Annotated in this window: 15 protein-coding genes and 1 pseudogene; 12 read left to right on the forward strand and 4 right to left on the reverse strand. The window is 58.5% G+C overall.

The window, feature by feature from the left end; all coding sequences use genetic code 11:
• The 3 genes and pseudogenes from G9X67_RS34775 to G9X67_RS30415 all read left to right on the forward strand — a co-directional run.
• A pseudogene (locus G9X67_RS34775) lies at positions 1-182 on the forward strand (hypothetical protein); the annotation flags it as partial.
• A gap of 414 nt (positions 183-596) precedes the next feature.
• The gene (locus G9X67_RS30410) at positions 597-1,370 is read left to right on the forward strand and encodes a fumarylacetoacetate hydrolase family protein (protein ID WP_171600362.1); all 774 of its coding nucleotides are present in this window, start codon (positions 597-599) and stop codon (positions 1,368-1,370) included.
• Positions 1,371-1,547: 177 nt separating this feature from the next.
• Positions 1,548-2,081 (forward strand): carboxymuconolactone decarboxylase family protein, encoded by a 534-nt coding sequence (locus G9X67_RS30415; RefSeq protein ID WP_171600363.1) that lies wholly within the window; start codon positions 1,548-1,550, stop codon positions 2,079-2,081.
• A 311-nt stretch (positions 2,082-2,392) separates the two neighbouring features.
• Here G9X67_RS30415 and G9X67_RS30420 read toward each other — a convergent pair whose 3' ends face one another.
• Positions 2,393-3,394 (reverse strand): LacI family DNA-binding transcriptional regulator, encoded by a 1,002-nt coding sequence (locus tag G9X67_RS30420; RefSeq protein WP_171600364.1) that lies wholly within the window; start codon positions 3,392-3,394, stop codon positions 2,393-2,395.
• Between the two features lie 379 nt (positions 3,395-3,773).
• Here G9X67_RS30420 and G9X67_RS30425 point away from each other — a divergent pair, with 379 nt between their 5' ends.
• The 9 genes from G9X67_RS30425 (at position 3,774) to G9X67_RS30465 (ending at position 13,210) form a co-directional block, all read left to right on the forward strand.
• Positions 3,774-4,619, forward strand: coding sequence for a branched-chain amino acid ABC transporter permease (locus G9X67_RS30425; RefSeq protein WP_171600365.1), 846 nt, complete (start codon positions 3,774-3,776; stop codon positions 4,617-4,619).
• Positions 4,620-4,621: 2 nt separating this feature from the next.
• Entirely contained in the window at positions 4,622-6,364 is a 1,743-nt protein-coding gene (locus tag G9X67_RS30430; RefSeq protein WP_171600366.1) for a branched-chain amino acid ABC transporter ATP-binding protein/permease, read from the forward strand.
• The gene (locus tag G9X67_RS30435; protein ID WP_018244723.1) at positions 6,354-7,061 is read left to right on the forward strand and encodes an ABC transporter ATP-binding protein; all 708 of its coding nucleotides are present in this window, start codon (positions 6,354-6,356) and stop codon (positions 7,059-7,061) included. The genes G9X67_RS30430 and G9X67_RS30435 overlap by 11 nt, the downstream gene beginning before the upstream one ends.
• A gap of 139 nt (positions 7,062-7,200) precedes the next feature.
• On the forward strand, positions 7,201-7,644 hold the full coding sequence (locus G9X67_RS30440; RefSeq protein WP_246705474.1) for a cupin domain-containing protein: 444 nt from the start codon (positions 7,201-7,203) through the stop codon (positions 7,642-7,644).
• 6 nt (positions 7,645-7,650) lie between these two features.
• Positions 7,651-9,006 carry a phosphopyruvate hydratase gene (gene eno, locus G9X67_RS30445; protein ID WP_246705475.1) on the forward strand — a complete coding sequence of 452 codons (1,356 nt, stop codon included), beginning with the start codon at positions 7,651-7,653 and terminating at the stop codon, positions 9,004-9,006.
• A gap of 96 nt (positions 9,007-9,102) precedes the next feature.
• Positions 9,103-10,104: a VOC family protein gene (locus G9X67_RS30450; protein ID WP_171600368.1), complete on the forward strand. Its 1,002-nt coding sequence runs from the start codon at positions 9,103-9,105 to the stop codon at positions 10,102-10,104.
• Positions 10,105-10,163: 59 nt separating this feature from the next.
• A complete protein-coding gene (locus G9X67_RS30455) occupies positions 10,164-11,378 on the forward strand; it encodes an amino acid ABC transporter substrate-binding protein (RefSeq protein WP_171600369.1) in 1,215 nt (404 codons plus the stop codon).
• 108 nt (positions 11,379-11,486) lie between these two features.
• On the forward strand, positions 11,487-12,605 hold the full coding sequence (locus G9X67_RS30460) for an alcohol dehydrogenase catalytic domain-containing protein (protein WP_171600581.1): 1,119 nt from the start codon (positions 11,487-11,489) through the stop codon (positions 12,603-12,605).
• Between the two features lie 53 nt (positions 12,606-12,658).
• Entirely contained in the window at positions 12,659-13,210 is a 552-nt protein-coding gene (locus G9X67_RS30465) for an NAD(P)H-dependent oxidoreductase (protein ID WP_113546418.1), read from the forward strand.
• A 276-nt stretch (positions 13,211-13,486) separates the two neighbouring features.
• Here G9X67_RS30465 and G9X67_RS30470 read toward each other — a convergent pair whose 3' ends face one another.
• The 3 genes from G9X67_RS30470 to ppc all read right to left on the reverse strand — a co-directional run bounded on the left by G9X67_RS30470 (position 13,487) and on the right by ppc (position 18,311).
• Complete coding sequence (locus G9X67_RS30470) at positions 13,487-14,482, reverse strand: aminoglycoside phosphotransferase family protein (RefSeq protein WP_171600370.1); 996 nt, start codon at positions 14,480-14,482, stop codon at positions 13,487-13,489.
• Positions 14,483-14,503: 21 nt separating this feature from the next.
• Positions 14,504-15,466 (reverse strand): C-terminal binding protein, encoded by a 963-nt coding sequence (locus G9X67_RS30475; protein ID WP_171600371.1) that lies wholly within the window; start codon positions 15,464-15,466, stop codon positions 14,504-14,506.
• A gap of 88 nt (positions 15,467-15,554) precedes the next feature.
• Positions 15,555-18,311 carry a phosphoenolpyruvate carboxylase gene (gene ppc / locus G9X67_RS30480; protein ID WP_171600372.1) on the reverse strand — a complete coding sequence of 919 codons (2,757 nt, stop codon included), beginning with the start codon at positions 18,309-18,311 and terminating at the stop codon, positions 15,555-15,557.
• Positions 18,312-18,327: the final 16 nt, after the last annotated feature.

The following is an 18,327-nucleotide window of genomic DNA, read 5'->3' on the forward strand; positions in this document are numbered from 1 at the left end:
TGCCAAAGGGGGAAGGACATGAGCGCGGCTTCGTCAATGACGCCATGGTTTTCTTGCAGGCACGGCAGCTGGGTGCGAGCGTGCTGACTGGCAACGTCCGCGACTTTGATTTCCTCTCACAGATCGTACCGACCGGTCGGGTCATCCTCTATCGAACCCCAGTGGAGGCGCGATCATCATGAACGCCGAACCCTCACCCTCGGTCGCATTCTGCACGAACTGGAACAGCTGGGTCGGACGCCGGCAACAGATGTCAACTGCCTGCAGCATACGCAGGCATTTCTACGTTTTGGGGCGCTGCGAAACAGCAGCCAGCATACAAATTGCTCGGGTAGCACTGGATACAGCGCAGCGCACGCATGTTTCAGATGCAATCGTCATCGTTACCTCAGGGCTACCGGCTGATGTTTCCGAACCGTCAGAAAACCGCTTGATATTGGTTTCACGGCAGCGGCGATAATCGCATGAGCATGCCACTCTGGCACAGTGTGGTCGCCGTCGTCCGCACTTGGCGCCTTCGACATTGACCACAGATCGAGGTACATTGACGAACTCCTCACGAGTGCGCTAACGTTAGCAAAAGTGGAGATCGAAAAATGAAGATTGTGCGCTACCAGGCCGTCGATGGAATTCACTACGGGGCTGAAAGTGAGGGCAGGATTGAACGTATTGCCGGTGATCCGTTTGAAACTATCGAGTGGACAGGGGAGGTGGATCGGCTTTCAGACGTCCGCCTCTTGTGCCCGGTGGAGCGGCCTCGGATATTTGGCGTCGCGTACAATTACCGACAGCACACCGACGAGTCCGGAAAAGAGCAGCCGACGCTTCCGGTGCTGTTTATGAAGCCAAGTACGGCAGCGAGCGGCAGCGGCGATGCGATTGAATATCCGCGTGACGGCGAAATCGTGCACTACGAGGCAGAACTGGTTGCCATCATAGGCAAAGGCGGACGTCACATCAGCAAGGAAAAGGCCTTGCAGCACGTCCTCGGCTACACATGCGGCAACGATATCAGCGACCGCGTCATACAGCGGCAGGAAAGCAAATTCGGATGCCTGTTGGCGGGCAAGGGCTACGATACTTTTGCACCGATGGGTCCGGCTATCATAACGGATCTCGATCCGACGAACCTTGACGTCATCCTTCGTCAGAACGGCATCGTCAAACAGTCCGGGAATACGCGAGATCTCGTCAACCCGGTTGCTGACATCGTTGCTTACTTAAGCCGTTTCATGACGCTACTGCCCGGGGATGTGATCATGACCGGTACGCCCGCGGGCGTCGGGCCGATCGTTCCCGGTGACGATCTCGAGGTGGAAATTCCCGGGATCGGCGTTTTGAAAAACCCCGTGGTTCCCGCTCCGCACTAAGCGCCGCGCGAGCGGAGACTCTCCTCAGGTGGATTTATATCGCGGCGCGAAAATTTCGTTTGACCTTAAGATTTCGAGTGATATTGATGCTAACGTTAGCATATGCCGATGAGACGGTTCTGCACAGGGCGGCCTCTGGCAGGGAGATTTGCGAAAGACAAAGTTGAGGGTGGATAAATGGCACGCGTAAAATATGTCTCGAATACCGAACTGGCCGAGACGCAACCCGCACTCAATGAGCGCCTGCTGAAGGAGAGGAAGGTTCCGACCGGAAATATCTTCCTTGCGCTCGCCAATGCTCCAGCAGTCCTCAACGACTTCCTGACCTATGCGAATGCGGTCCGGGCGGCTGACCTCAGCCCGAAGCTGCGTGAGATGGCGATCCTGACGGTCGGTTACTGTACAAACTCCGAGTATGAAGTGAAGCATCATCACTCTCATGGCCTCAGGGCGGGCCTGACGGAGGAGCAGTTCCATGCCGTTCCGAATTTCGAAAACTCGGATCTTTTTAACGAGCAGGAAAAGGCTGTGATGGCCTTTGCCAAGGACTCCACGCTGAACGTCGATGTTTCCGATGAGGTGTGGAACGGGGTCGCAAAGTTCCTGTCGGAGAAGCAGCTTGTCGAATTGTCGATCAATGTCGCCTGGTACAATTCCGGCGTTCGTCTCATGGGCGCGCTGAAGATCGATCTTGAAGAGGGGTACCGGTGAGCAGGCGGGCGGCGTGGAAGCGGCGTCCACCTCGGCCTGCCGCCTAAAGCGCGTCGCGATCTTTCAGATTCGCTCCTCGCGCTTTAGATCTTTGTTTTTACGCATGTCGTTGTCGCAAAACCACGGCACACTTTTGCGCGACATGCTTTAGTTTTGGCGGCGTCTCATCAAGATCATTCCAGAGCTTTCAGCGTCCGGCCCTGGAATATGGGATGAATCGCAGCCAATCAAAGAGAGGTGCACGTCGCTGGACGGGGCGCCTCTCTTTGATTCGACGGCTTGCTGCGGGAGATCGGCATCCTGCCGGCATTTCACGGGGCGCTCGTGCTGCCGCGAATGACCAACTGGGGCGGAGAGATGAAGCTGTAGGGCTTGCTTAGGTCACCCTTGTTCTGAAGATGATGCAGGAACCAAAGCCCGCAAGCCGTTGCCAACTCCGAAACAGGCAACTGGACCGTCGTCAGTCCCGGCCCCCACCACCGATACCCAAGTTCATCGCCAAACCCGATGACGGAAATGTCGCGGGGGACGCGCAAAGCCTGATCCTGTATTTCATCAATGACTCCGGAAGTGTTTTGTACCGCACCGATCACAACCGCCGTCGGTCGATCCTTCAAGGAAAGAAGGCGACGCACGGCCGCCCGTCCGAATTCGGTCGACGAAGGCGCGCCCAGTTCCTCATAAATGGTGATCGTGTGGCAGGAGCTCTTTACCGCGTCCCGGAAACCCTGCACGCGGGCTGCGCCAGTGGGCAGCTCTTCCGTTCCGCCGATATAAGCGATCCGTTTGTGGCCTTCATTGATGATATGTTCAGTGCTTTCGTAAAGCGCCCGTCTGTCATCAATCCCAAACCATTGTTCGCCGAGCAGCGGCGCCTTTCGCAGCAGTTGGATGTGAGGCGTCATCTTCAGGATTCGCGCAGAATCGGGATGAGGTTTTGCGCTCGGGACCAGAATGATCCCGGCGACGTTGACGCTTGTGAGTTCCTTGATGTGACGAAGCTCGTGCATTCTGTCGTCATCGGTTTCACACAAGGTCAGCTGGTAATTCGCTGAAAGAAGGCACCGCGACAGAGCATGGGCAATGGTTGAATAAAAGCTGTTCCGGATATCTGGAACGATCAGCCCAACGAGATTACTCTGAACCCCACGCATCATGCGTGCGGCACGATTGGCAATGTACCCCGCTTGAGTTGCAGCTTCGTTCACCTTTCGCTTCATCTCGGCGCTGATGCGTCGATCGTCGGCAAGGGCGCGACCCACGGTTGAGGGTGAAACTTGCAGTGTGGCGGCGATGTCTTTAATTGTTACCATTGTGCTTAGCTCGAATGATCGCTTTCGCCAACGATAGCACTGACGTCGCAGTTGTCAAACTCCGAAATCACAATCGATTTCGCCAAATCGATGCGATCTAATTTTCGCCCCGATGCCTCGGCTCGGTGACGAGGCGTAGTCATAAAAATTCCAAATTTCTCATAGGCTTGATCTCGCGTTCCGGGACTTCTCGCTCGTTGTCGCCGCGCCTGAAACGAACTCCGGCAGCGAATTAACCTGTTGAACGCCGTTGACAGGCAGGCTTCGCTATGAGACCAATGTTGTGCGAACGTTAGCGCAAATGGGAGGAGGCATAACGTATGGATGTTCTGGTGTTCCTGGAGCCGATCATCGTATCCACAGAAGGACGTGGATCCTGATGACCCTTGCTCTTTTCTTGCAATCGGCTGTTGGTGGCGTCTTGCTGGGTGGGATGTATGGCCTGCTAGCGATGGGCCTCAGCCTGAGCTGGGGCTTGTTGAAGCTGGTAAACCTCAGTCACTTCGCGCTGGCCTTCCTTGGTGCTTACCTGACCTATCAGTTTGGCACCGTTTACGGCGTCCCGGCATATTTGAGCGTTCTGGTGATCGCGCCGCTGTTTTTCGCGCTCGGCGTTGCGCTGCACAGCGTGTTCGTACGCTTCCAGGTGAAGGAATTCGCGTCTCTCCTGGTGACGTTCGGCGTCACGATCCTGATCGAGTCGCTGATCCAATGGATTTGGTCGGCTGACTTCCTTCGTTATGAAACACCCTATGCCCAGACCACCATCCGGCTCGGACCGATCTTTGTGCCCGTGCTGGATCTTTCCGCCTTTGTGTGCGCCGGGGTGCTTGCCGGAGCGGCCTGGTACGCGTTGAACAAGACCATGCTCGGCAAGGCGCTGCGTGCGGCCGCCCATGACGCCCCCGTAGCGTCAGCTTTCGGCATCAACTCTGCTCGCGTGTCATATATTCTGGCTGGCCTTTGCTCGGCGACAGCGGGTATCGCCGGTGTCTTCATCGCCCTGATCGGAACTTTGGCGCCATCTCAAATCGAGGCCTGGATAGGGGTCGTATTTGCCGTCGCCATCATTGGAGGATTGGGCAGCCCCATCGGTGCACTGGGCGCCGGAATGCTGATTGGCGTGGCCGAGAGCCTTACCATGTCAGTTGTGAATCCCGCTTGGGCGCCGCTCGTAGCATTCAGCGTGCTCATCGTCATCCTCTTGCGCAAACCGGTGATTTGATTATGAAAAAGCTTCTAATCACGGCGCCTGTCGTAGCGGTCCTGGCCTTGCTGCCTTACCTGGGAATGGCGGATTACTACCTTTCCTATCTGTATATCATCTTCTTCTGGGTCGTGCTGGCAACGAGCTGGGGCATCCTGAGCGGTTATACGGGTTATTGGAGTTTTGGGCACGCCGCGTTTTTCGGGATTGGCGTCTACACAACCGCCACGCTGGCAACGCAGTTGTCGTGGCCTTTCGTCGCGACGATACCTGCTGCAGCACTGCTGGCGGCCGCAATCGCTGTTCTGATTGGCTTGGTTGTCTTTCGTTCCGGAGCTCTGCGCGGTGAGTTCTTCGCGCTGCTGACGCTGTCGGTGACGTTCGTTGTCGCGGCCATTGTGTCAAACACCCCGCTGGACTCGGGCACAGGCGTATTCCTCTCGGGGATCGAAATCCCGATGATCGGTGTGACGGCGTCCGGCTCCCTCTACATGTTCGGGCTTATCGCGGCTCTTGCTGCGCTGGCGACGTCATACTTCATCTTTCACAGCAAATTCGGTCAGGGCTTGCTCGCAATCCACGACGATGAAGACGTCGCAGAGGTGAAAGGCGTTCCGACATTTCGCTATAAGCTGATCTCGTTTGCGGTTTCGTCGGCACTTGCAGGCGGAATGGGTGCGATTCACGCCCTATATGTAGGCTACGTCACGGTTGGCGAGACGTTTGCGGTGACCGTTCCTCTCTATGTCGTGCTCATGAGCATTCTCGGCGGTGCTCGCCATTGGGCTGGGCCTGCGATCGGCGCGGTCATCATCACCGTGTTGCAGAGCGCTATCGTCAGCGGCGCTCATGCGGAATTCGGCCGTGCCGGCGTCGCTCTTGCGCTGATAGTTGTAATCCTCCTGCTGCCGTCCGGCATCGTCCCCAGCCTTATTCGCAGGTTTGCCGACAGGCGCGGCGGAATTGCCGCACCGGAGACGGTTGCTCAGGCCGTGACTCAGCTCGCGCCTCTAGCCGCAGCAGGTTCCGGTCCGGTGCTTCTCAAATGCGAGAATGTCACCAAATCCTTCGGCGGTATCCGCGCCTTGACCGGCGTGACGCTGGACGTTCGGCGGGGTGAAATCCTGGCTCTGGTTGGCCCGAATGGCTCCGGCAAGTCCACACTGATCAACATGATCAGCGGCCACTACGCCATGACCTCCGGTACGATCACACTGGAAGGCGAGAAGATTTCCGGCCGGTCACCACATCTGATCGCGCAGCAGGGCGTGGCGCGGACGTACCAGATCCCGCGCTTGTTCGATAATCTGACAGTCCTCGAAAACGTTCAGCTCTGCGCGAAATTTGGTAGCGCAGATGAAATGGGCGCGGCTGCGGTCGACGCGGTTACCAGGGAGGCGCTCGCCATTACCGGCCTGGCTGGGAAGTCCGGGGTGCTCCCCGCAGCATTGAACCTGCATGACCGAAAGTTTGTCGAATTCGCGAGAGCGCTGGCCGCAAAACCGCGTCTGCTCCTGCTCGATGAGGTGCTCTGTGGCTTGAATCCGGCCGAGGTCGACCACGCGGTTGAAATGATCAAGCGGATCAAGGCTGGCGGTACGACGATCATCTTCGTCGAACATCTCATGCGGGCGGTTGTCGCTTTGGCGGACCGTGTTGCTGTGCTGGATCAGGGTAAAGTTCTGGCGCTTGGGCATCCAAGCGAAACGATGAGAGATCCGGCTGTGGTCAGCGTCTATTTGGGGGCCAGTCATGCTGCTTGAGGTCGATAAGATCGAGGTCGGCTACGGAGATGCGATCGCTCTGTGGGACCTGTCTATCAGTGTAAAGCCAGGCGAGATCGTTTCAGTCGTCGGTCCGAACGGGGCAGGGAAGAGCACGCTGGTCAATGCCATCGCCGGAATTCTCCGCCCGCACAAAGGAAAGATCGTTATCGAGGGTAACGACGTTTCCAAGGTGCCTAGTCATCGGGTCTGCGATTACGGCATAGCAGTGGTCCCGGAAGGGCGCCGTCTCTTCACGGCGATGACGGTCCTCGACAATCTGTTGCTCGGTGCGTACCGCTCGGTCGCTCGTGCGGAGCGCGACGCCACGCTCGCTGAGGTATTTCAGCTTTTCCCTATTTTGAAAGAGCGCCAGGATTCGTTGGCGGGTTCCTTGTCGGGTGGGCAGCAGCAAATGGTTGCGATCGGCCGTGGCCTGATGGCCAAGCCGCGCGTCTTGCTCATGGACGAGCCGTCGCTCGGGCTGTCGCCTTTGATCGTCGGGGAAATGTTCAAAATCATCCAGATGATCAATGAGCGAGGCGTAGCGGTGCTGCTCGTCGAGCAGAACGTGAACAAGGCGCTGGAAATTGCCCATCAGGCCTACGTGATCGAGCAAGGCCGCGTGACGGCCTCCGGAGCGCCGGAGGTTCTCATCAATGATCCAAGCATCAGGGAGGCGTATCTTGGTATCTGAAAATTCGAGCGGGAGAGTTCCCGTACATCTTCGGCGCGTCGTGACGGAACACGGCAGTCAGGGTGCTGCCAGGTTTGCCCAGGACGGCGCCGTTCCCCGCACGGACATATTCAGGACGGTCCCTGGATTGGTCTCGCGGATGATCTGGTCGACTTCGACGTCCACGGCCGTTCCATTCAACGGAACCGATCCAACTCCGCTGGTCGCAAGCTTCGTTCCGGAACCCGGCGAAACGCGCTTTCTAGTGCTAACGTTCCCACCAGATGCTGTTTTTATGGCTCCGAATTTTGATGGTCCGGCCGCTCTTGCGGAGAATCTGGCGGTCAGTCCAGGTTTGGCCGAACGCTTCGAGCCGGATGGCAAACATCAAACGCCCACCGTCGATTATGGAATTGTTCTCGACGGCGAGATCTGGATGGAACTCGACGGTGGCTATGAGACCCGTTTGCGCCAGTTCGACGCCTTCGTACAGAACGGAACGCGTCACGCCTGGCGAAACAAGAGCGACAAACCGGCAACCATCGCCGTGGTGCTGGTTGGCGCTCGGACCCCCGATATGACGGATTATGATGACGGCCTGTGAGGCCTAATGATCCAATTTCAATCTGACCTTGTGGACCAACTGAACATGACCAACACCGAAATCCGAAAAGTGCAGGGCCGTCGCGTCTGGGATTCCCGTGGCAGGCCCACCGTTGAGGTAGAGATCGAGCTGGCCTCCGGTGCGACCGGGCGGGCCATTGCACCCGCTGGTGCATCGACCGGCACTGGCGAGGCGCTCGACCTTCGTGACGGCGGCAGCGCCTTTGCCGGCTTGGGGATCAACAAGGCCCTGACTGCCGTCAACGGAGAAATCGCCAAGTTGCTGGTCGGCCGGAATGCCAATGATCAAGCCGAGCTGGACCACGCCATCATCGAGCTGGACGGCACCCCGAACCGGAGCAGACTGGGTGGAAATGCATCGGTGGCAACATCGATGGCGTTGCTTCACGCGGCAGCGGCTGCGGCCGGCCAACCGATCTGGCGGTATCTCGCGGGCTCCGACAGGGGGATTACGATGCCACTGCCGGAAATCCAGATTTTTGGAGGTGGAGCGCATGCAGCACGCCGGGTAGACGTCCAGGATTTCATGGTCATGTGCCCTGCTGCCTCGACTTTCGCGGAGGCTTTGGAGTGGACCGCTGAAGTCTACCGCGCGGCAGGCGACATTATGAAACGTGCCGGAAAGCTCCAGGGCGTGGCGGACGAAGGAGGCTATTGGCCTGCCTTCACCAGCAATGAAGAAGCTCTCGACGCCTTGGTGCGTTCGATCGAGGCCGCCGGTCTGAAGCCAGGCGGCGAAGTTGCCATATCGCTCGACATTGCGGCCTCCGAATTCGGTCGTGAGGGTAAGTATTCGCTGGCGTTGGAAGATCGGCAGCTCGATACGGCCGAGATGATCGACATGCTTGGCGGCTGGTTGAAGTCCTATCCTATCGTCTCTATCGAGGATCCGCTTGCTGAGGACGATCCGGATGGATTCAAGGAGTTTACCGCTCGCTACGGCTCCAAATGCCAAATCATCGGCGACGACTTCTTCGTGACGAACGCGGCGCGGGTAACCGAAGCGATCAGGGATAAAAGCGCCAATGCGGTTCTGATCAAGCCGAACCAGGCGGGCACGATCACAGAGACGTTCGACGCGCTCTCCGTTGCCAAGAAAGCGGGCTTTCGGACAATTGTTTCGGCCAGATCCGGTGAGACGGAAGATGTGACGATCGCCCATCTGTCGGTCGGTTGGGATGCCAGGCAGCTCAAGGTCGGATCGTTCTCACGCTCCGAGCGGATGGCCAAGTGGAACGAGGTTCTCCGTATCGAGGAGGCCCTTGGAAAAGAGGCCTCGTTTGCTGGCTGGTCGGCGCTAGACTTGGCTGAAAAGCCAGCCGCAGTTGCTGCTGTAGGTTAGATTTTGGATGGCGGTTGCGGGTCTCGCTCAATAACAGGCGTTGACAAAAGCGCCGGCCCTTTTATGCTAACGTTAGCAAAAATAGATGAGGATGACATGCTTCCGGCTGTTAATTTGAAACCTCCCTTCAACATCACGCGCTTCAGCCACGTCGTGCTTGAAGTGAATGATGTGGAGCGTAGCCGAGATTTCTACCTCAATGTCGGCGGCCTGATTGAAACAGAATTCGCGGACGGTGTTTCATACCTTCGCGGATTGTCCGAGGCCTGCCATCACAGTCTCGTGCTCGCACCTGCCGGCGGGAAGCCGACGTGCAGGCGGATCGGTTACCGGGTGTTTCTGGAGGAGGACCTCGACAAGGCCAAGTTCTTCTTTGATGAGAAGGGGCTTCCGGCGGAATGGGTCGAAGTTCGAAATCAAGGGCGGACCCTGCTCGTCAGCGACCCGTCGGGCGCTCGCATCGAGCTTTGCTCCAGCATGAGTGTCCATCCCCGTAAGTTCCTCGAGGTGCATGAACATCGTGGCGCCCGAGCCCAGGGGCTCGATCATTGCCAGATCATGGTCGCCGATCCGTTGGGTCTAAGCGCGTTCTACGGCGAACTCGGTTTCCGGACTTCGGAATATATCGCGGCCGGCGACAATCTCATTGCGAACTTCATGTATCGCAAAGGTGTCTGCCTCGATCTGGCGTTGGTGCCGGGCATCGGCCCCCAATTGCATCATTTTGCTTATACGGTTCCCGAAAGCAGCGACATCTTCGCCGTGTGCGATTTTGCCAGCCGTTATGGATATGGCGACAGCGTTGAGCGCGGACCCGGACGCCATGGCCCTTCCGGAGTCCTGTTCGTCTACCTGCGCGATCCCGATGGACACCGGGTGGAGTTCTTCAACAATCACTACACTACGATAGACGCGGAATTGGAGCCCATTCGTTGGGACGCGGCAGCCCTTAGCACCAATGTCCATTGGGGAATGCCGGCCGTCTCGAAGTGGTTCTTCGAGGCCAGCGAATTTACGGGAGTACCGCTGGAGCACCCCGAGAAAATGCCGAACCCCATGACGCTGGAACGCTACGCAGAGGGGCTGGCAAAGAGCTGAGACCTGCCGCCGGCGGCAGAGACTGATGATGACATGCCGGAAGCATCTGGGAGGATGAGATGAGTGCGAATTCCGTTATACTGAATAGACGAACGTTCCTCGGGTCTGCAGCCGCAGTAGCAGCTTTCAGCTCGATGCCGAGGGTTTTTGCCCAGGAAGGGCCGGTCCGCGTCGGTGGAACGCTGCCGTTAACGGGCCCGCTTGCGGGCGTAGGCGCAATCCACAAGCTCGCCGCAGAGGTGTTCGTCGAACAGATCAACGCCAAAGGCGGTATTCTCGGACGAAAGGTGGAGTTCGTCCTTCTCGACGACCAATCGCTGCCCGCCAATGCTCGAACGCTCTATGAGCGCCTGGTGACCGCCGATAGGGTCGATCTGCTGATGGGCCCCTATGGCACGTCTTCGATCATCGCAGCAATGGGCGTTGCCGCTCGCTTCAAGAAGATGCTGGTTCAGAGCAGCCTGGGGGACCCGAGTCTCGCGCCGTATCCGCTGCAGTTCCCATCTCTTCCGATCGGGGCCGAGCCGCAATCGGCGGATACCGAGGTTGTTCTCGATGCCTATGCGAGCCTGCCGACCCCTCCCAAGACGATCGCGTTCGTCACGAGCAAATTCCCGTCGGCCCTGACGATCGCCAAGGGCGGCCAGCAAGTTGCTGAGAAGCGTGGCATCGAGAACGTGCTGGACCTTGAATACGAGTTCGGCACGAAGGACTTCGGCGCAATCGCGAACCGCATCAAAGCGGCTGATCCGGACCTGCTGTGGTCCGGTGCGATCGGCATGGAGGCCGTGCAGCTTCTCGATGCAATGGGTCGGATCGATTACCAGCCCAGGAACCAATTCTATCTGTTCCCGGCACCCGGCCCGACCGCAGCTCATCCCAAAGCGAACGGCTTGACCTCGCTGACCTGGTTTGAAGAGCACGAGCCGTTCCTCAGGTATCACGGCGCCCAGGAATTCGTGAGCGCTTATGACAGCAAGGCTAAGGCGGCGGGTTTCCCCTATCCGCGTACGGAGTATCAGGCTGCGGTCGAATATGCTGCGTGGCAAATCCTTGCAGCGGCGGCAGAAGGGGCAGGGAAATTGGACGACGCCGCGATGGCTGCGTGGTTGCGCTCGAATACCGTCGAGACGGTCGTCGGGCCAAGGACTTTCGACGGCAAGTTCAATGCCGGGAAGCAATCGACGAAGCTCAAGCAAGTTCAAGGAAAGGATTGGGTGACTGTCTGGCCTGCGGATTTCCGACCGGCTGGGAAGGAGTTCCTGGTCCCCTGACGAATGCCGCTCGGCTCTGTGCCGCGCACCTGTCTAAAACTGCAAAAATTGCATTCGGTCGGGCACGGTCCGACCGATGTCCCTATGGAGGAGTTAATGGTTAAGACTATGATCGCCGCTCGGCTGCATGCTCTGCATCAGCCGATGTCGCTGGATGAGATTCCGGTTCCCACGCCCCGGCCCAACGACGTCCTGGTGCAGGTCAGGGCCTGCGGTATCGTGCCCAACATGGCCAACGTCATCAATAATTGGCCAACCTGGTTCCCCCACCAGCCACTGCCGAAGTTTCCGGCAGTGTTTGGTTTGGACCCAGCCGGGGTCGTCGCCGAAGTCGGCGAGGCGGTCACCAATGTCAAAATTGGCGATCGTGTCTATGTAAGCCCTCTCAGATCCTGCGGTTCTTGCAAGGCGTGCCGGTCAGGCAACCGCAGCCAATGCCGCTACTACACCTTGAATGGGTATTTCAGCACCAGCCGCGATGGTCAAAGAATCTTTGATCTTTATCCGTACGGCGGCTTCAGCCAATTCATGACCGCCCCGGAATACTCGCTCGTGTGCCTGCCGGATAACCTCAGCTTCGAGCAGGCCGGCCGCTTCGGTTACCTCGGTACATCCTACGGCGCCCTGAAGAATGCACAGGCTGGACCTGGCCAGGTTTGCCTCATCGACGGGATCACCGGTACGCTTGGCGTCGCGGCAACCAAGCTCGGTCTTGCGATGGGGATCTCCAAAATTCTGGGCACCGGCAGAAGCAGGGAATTGCTGGACCGCGTAAAAGCCATCGCTCCTGACCGCATCGACACCATCGTGCTGGGCGAAGGCTCGACCGGAGAATGGGCGAAGGCCCAAACCGGTGGCGAGGGAGTGGACTTCGTTATCAGTGCGCTGGGCGCGAGAGCCCCCGCCGCGACCGTGGTCGACTCCATGCGCGGAGTTCGTCGGGGTGGCCGCGTGGTTGTCGTTGGCGGCGTCGCAGAAGATGTTCCGGTCGACGTGAAGTGGCTGATGGACGAGCAAGTTCAGCTCATCGGCTCGAACTGGTTCAGCGCTGCGCAGGGGCAGGAAATGGCAGACATGGTCCGCACCGGTGTGCTCGACCTGTCGTATCTCGAGCACAAGATCTATCCGCTTGAGCGGGTGAACGAAGCCATATCAGGCATTGGCGAACGCGATGGCGGCTTCAGCAACTATGTGGTCGTTCCTCCGGTCCCTGCCTCTTATCAATAGCAATCACCGGCGCCGGCTATCGCCGGCGCGTCCCTCACGCGAGAAGAGAGAACATGTCCAAGAAAGATATCGCGGTCCTTGTCGGAAGCCTTCGTCAGGCTTCGATCAACCTGAAGTTCGCCCGCGCGATGCAGAAAGTGGCGCCCGACGGACTGAACCTGGAAATCGTACCGATCGGCGACCTTCCGCTCTATAACCAGGACTTGGAGACGGAGACGCCGCCGACGGAATGGACATCCTTCCGTGAGCGCATCAAGGCTTGCGATGGCGCGATCTTCGTGACGCCTGAATACAATAGATCCGTACCCGCGGCATTGAAGAACGCGATCGAAGTCGGTTCTCGCCCGTTCGGAAAAAGCGTGTGGGATCACAAGCCCGGTGCGGTGACTGGAGCTTCTCCCGGTCTCATTGGCGGCGCAGCAGCGGCACTTCAGCTCAGGGTTATCCTGACCAACATCAACGTGCCGGCCATGCCCCAGCCTGAAGTTTACCTGAGCACGGCCGACAAATTAGTGGGCGATCACGGGGTGTTCCTCAATGAAGGAACCCAGAAGTTCATCGAGAGCTTCCTGGTCGCGTTTGAAGGCTGGGTCGCCCGGTTCTGAGCCGAAGCAGCTGCAAAGTTTTTATCCGCCATCGCGACAATTGCGCGATGGCTTTATGTCCTCGTTGAATGAATGCGCCACTTTTTCCGATGAGCCCTGTTCGGTCGCCCATGCGACGCGCCGATGGGGGTTCGGAAACGTCATTCCCGGCTTTGCAGCGATGACGGGAATTGCTGCGTGAAAGTCGTTGCTTCGCTCTTCTGAGCATTCCACAAGAGCCACACGGTTTTCGGCGCAGCGGCAAAGAAACATGCCGCTGCCTGGAACCTGCGTTCGTTATGGAAACCAAGCCTGCGCCACGTCCGCCAGCTTTTGCCGAGGCGATGCGATCAGCGGGATGGCGGCTTTGCGGACCGTTTCGCGCTGGCATTCGTCGGTTATGTATTCGACGGGCGATTTGCCGTCGACCCGGGCGAGGAAGAGAGCGGGCAGCAAGCTTGCGGCCCGAGCCTCGAGAGCGTCCCGATCCTCCCAATCGACCTGATCCAGGTAGGCCGCCGTCAACGCCGCGAATGACGATGCGAGCTCAGATGCGACCTTTCCAACAACAATCTTCTTCAACAAGAGATGGTTGAGGCAGAAGGCGAGGTCGAAAGCCGGGTCGCCAAACCAGGCGCATTCGGCATCCAGGAACACAGGGCCGTTCTTGCCCAGCAGAATGTTCTTCGGGCTGACGTCGCCGTGGACAAGCGCCAGCTTTGTTTCGGCCGTGCGCTGAACCAGCTCTGCGAGGCGATCGCTGACGAAGGGATGTTTGGCGGCGGTCGCCACCAGATATGGCTCGAGCCGAAGCGCATAGAAGTTCGATCCGGAATCGAACTTTTCCGGCAACCCCGATATACGGGCACTGACGGAATGGATCTGTCCAATCCGCCGGCCCGTTAGCTCTGCCGCTTTTCGGTCAACGCTTCCGTGGAGCAGGTCGGTCTTCCACAGCGGATACTGATCGCCGGGAAGAAACTCCATTGCGAAGACGCCAGACGTCGCGTCGTGTGCGAGAGGCTTCGGAACGGCAGAAGGGAAGTGCTGCGCCACGAAGGAAATCCAGTTCCATTCGTATACATTTCTCGACACCGGCGCCTGCCAATCGGCGGATACCTTGAGCTTGGCAAGTGCGCGCTTCACGCAGATCAGCCGGCCGGGAAGCTCCACACGGTAGATATCCGAAGAAACACCACCCGTCAGCGGCTTGTAGATCGCCTCCTCAGAGGCATTCTTCAGGCCGCTCTTCAGCAAGAACTCATCGAAAATCGTCATCTCATCTACAGACATGAACCCAGTGTCCTTGCGGCATTAGCGGCGGGGGCTGTTGCGGGGTTGTTCAGGCGTCTCTCCGCAGAGAACCCTGACGACCTCCTCCGCCGCCCGGCGACGCAGCTCGATCAGCGAAGCATCCGAGGAGAAGGCGACGTGCGGAGTGATCATCGCGCCGGGATGAGCGATCAGCTCCGGTGGAACGCGTGGTTCATCCTCGAGGACATCGAGGCCGACGCCGCTCAGAATGCCGGAGTCCAAGCCTTCGATCACGGCAGCAGTATCGACAACGCCGCCTCGGCTGACATTGATCAGCAGGCTTCCGCGACGCATCTTCGAGATGGCGTCCCTGTTGATGAGATGACGCGTCGCCGGCGCGAGCGGCGCATGGACGATGACGATATCGCTCCTGGCCAGAAGCGTATCGAAGTCGGCCAGCTCCACATCCGCAGGAATATTCGAGGCATGGGGATCGTAGGCTAGCACCCGGCATCCGAGCGCCTGCATTTTTGCTGCCGTTGCACGACCGATGCGGCCGAAGCCAACGATGCCGCAGGCCAGCTCCGAAAGCCGGCGGAGATTTGCCGAAGCCGGGTCCCAGCGCCCGCCGCGAACTTCGCGATCGAAGTGGATCAGGCCGCGGGCCCAGGCAATTGCGAAACCGACAGCATGGTCAGACACCTCCGCAACGCAATAATCGGGAACATTCGTGACCCATATTCCCCGCTCCGTCGCTGCATCGACTGCAATATTGTCCAGGCCAACTCCGAGGCGAGCGACGATCTTGAGGTTAGGAGACGCAGCGATTGCCGTCTCGCTGACTTGAGCCCAGCAGGTCAGAATCGCGTCCGGCTGATGCTTTGCAGCCAAAGCATCGATCTCGGCAGGCGGAGACGGCTCGGCCGGACCGCTGACGAGGGTGAACCCGGCCTGCTCGATTACCTCCCGTTCCACTTTGTCATCCGGCCAGGCGTAGTCCGTCAACAGCACGGTCCGTGTCATGAATTTCCTCCCAGTTTGTGCGAACGTTAGCGCAAAATCTTTGTCGAGGTCAAGAAAAATAGGCTTACGCCGTCCGCATTGGCGCTCGTTACCCGCTGTTTCGTAGCCCTGCTGCAATTCCATTGATGGTCAGATGCAGCGCCTCTTCAGTGTCCTGATCGCCTTCTCCGGCACGGTGGCGGCGAAGAAGGTCGATCTGCATGTGGTTAAGCGGATCGAGGCAGGGAAAGCGATGATGGATCGACTGCTTCAGAGCCGGATTGTTTTCGAGCAGCGAGGCCTGATCCGTTATGGAAAATAGCGCAGCCGTCGTCGCTTCCCATTCGTCTTTTATGCGTGCGAAGATTTTCTCATGGGTGGATGCATCAGGGGTGAGGCCCACATACCGCGCCGCGATCGCCATGTTGGTCTTGGCCAACACCATCTCCATGTTCGCAATCAGTGTCTGGAAGAAGGGCCAGTCCCGGTGCATCCCCTGAAGAATTTGCAATCCGTCGGGGTGTTCGGCCAGCCATTGTCGCACGGCCGAACCGAATCCAAACCAACCCGGCAACATCATGCGGCTCTGCGACCAGCCGAACACCCAGGGTATCGCACGCAGGTCTTCGATGCGACGTGACGAGCTGCGTGAGGCTGGGCGGCTGCCAATGTTCAGTTTTGCGATTTCGCCGATGATCGTTGCTTCCCAGAAGAACCGTTCAAATCCCTCGGTCTCGTAAACCAAACGGCGATAGGCGCCAAAGGCCAGGTCGGACAGTTCCTCCATGGCGCCAAGATATTCGAGATCCGGCTCTTGTGCGTCGGACGGCAGCAAGGACGCTTCCAGCGTCGCGGCGATCAGAAGTTCGAGATTCCGACGACCTAGTGCCGGATTGGAATATTTCGCTGCAATGACTTCACCTTGCTCCGTCAGCCGGATCGATCCGGCGACCGCGCCAGGGGGCAGGGCGGTGATGGCTTCATAGCTTGGGCCGCCACCGCGGCCCACGGAGCCGCCGCGACCGTGAAACAAGCTGAGGCGAACGCCTTCACGCTCAAAGAGCTGGATGAAGGCCGTTTCTGCCTTATACAGTTCCCATCCCGAAGTCAGATAACCGCCATCCTTGTTGCTGTCCGAATAGCCGAGCATGATTTCCTGTTTGCCGCCGAGCGCTTCCACATATGTCCGATAGGCTTCGACGGCCAAAACTGTTTGCATCACGTCATGCGACCTTCGAAGATCCGAGATCGTTTCGAAAAGCGGTATGATGTTGATTGACGCCGCTTCCGGCTCATCGGGCCGGAACAGCCCCGCCTCACGGAACAGGACCATGACCTCCAGAAGGTCGGAAGGGCTTCCGGCCTTCGAAATGATGTAATTGGGGATGCTGACGCGGCCATAGTGCTTATGGGCTTCGGCAGCTTCACGCAGAACGGAAAGCTCCGACACCGTCTCGGCCGAATAAATCCTGAGCGGTGTCATCAGCATCTGGGCAGACCGTAGTTCCTCGGTGAGCAAGCGGATCTTGTCACTCTCGGCTAACGCCTCGTAACGTGTGCCAGGCCGCACGTTCTCGAAAAGCTCATGAACAACCCGTTGATGAACCTCGGAATTCTGTCTCAAATCCAGGCTGACAAGGTGAAAACCGAAAACGTCTACAGCGCGTTGGAGCCTGCGCAGTTTTCCAGTGGCGATCTTTTCTGCGCCATTGGCTGTCAGGGATTTGCTGATCGTCGCCAAGTCTTTGGCGAATTCGGCAGGGCACAGGTAGGAAGGGGCCACCGCCACAGGTTCGCGAACCAGTTCCGTGCTGCCGAACTTACGTGCCGTGGCCGCCAGGCGAGCATACATGCCCGAGATCGCCAGGCGATATGGCTCGTGTCGGCGCCGCTCCGATCTGTCGGGGGAGTCGGTCGCGAGGCGCTGAAGCTCCTGCGAGACTTTCACATACCGGTCATCCAAGGAAAGTTCGGCGCCGAGGCTATGCAGTTCGCCGAGATAGAACGAGAAAACTCTCTCACTCTGCAACCGGAGCGCCTCTCTCAGGGTTTCGCCGTTGACATAGGGATTGCCATCCCGGTCGCCACCGATCCAGGAACCCATGCGCAGGAATGGCGGCAGCGCGTCCTCGCCGAAACTCCAGGGTGAGTCTCGAAGCTGATTTTCGAGAATCTCGTACACCTCCGGGATCACCCGGAAAATGGTGCTGTCGTAATAGGACAAGCCATTGAGGATTTCATCTACGACCTGAAGCCGCCGCCCCCGAAGGCTGTTCGTTTGCCAAAGCGTCGTCGTCGCCCTTTCCAAATCCTCTTTATGCCGACCTATCTCCTGTTCAATCAAGCCGGCTTGGTCGAGCTCAGTCAGGCATCGTGCAAGCTCCTGTTCGATTTCGATAACGCTCTTGCGCCGAACCTCGGTGGGGTGCGCCGTGAAAACGGGCGAGACGACCGCTTCAAGAAGCAGTTTGCGGATATCTTCCGCCTCTACCCCGGCCGCAGCCAGAACGGAAAGCGATCTGGCAATTGTTCCCGGCATGGCAGGTTCACGATCGACGATGCTGAAGCGCTGCATCCTGGCTTGGTGTGCGTCTTCGGCAATGTTCACGAGTTGAGAGAACTGGCTGAATGCGCGGATCACGCGCTTGAGGGTCCGGGGGGGCATTTCTGCACAAAAGAGGGCGAGCTTGTCGTTCAGGTGCCGGCCGGTCTTTCTATGGCCGGCAACCGAGAGAGTGCGAACCTGTTCCACGATCTCACGGGCCTCCTTGCCGTCGCTTGCTTCGATAGCCTCGCACAGCAGGCGGCCGAGCAGCCGAACGTCCTTCACCAGGGCCCTGCTGGCCATGAGGCGTTTCCCCTGCATGCTTGCTTTGCGTAAT

The organism is Rhizobium sp. WYCCWR 11152, from assembly GCF_013087615.1.
In the GTDB taxonomy this organism is placed as follows: Bacteria; Pseudomonadota; Alphaproteobacteria; order Rhizobiales; family Rhizobiaceae; genus Rhizobium; species Rhizobium indicum.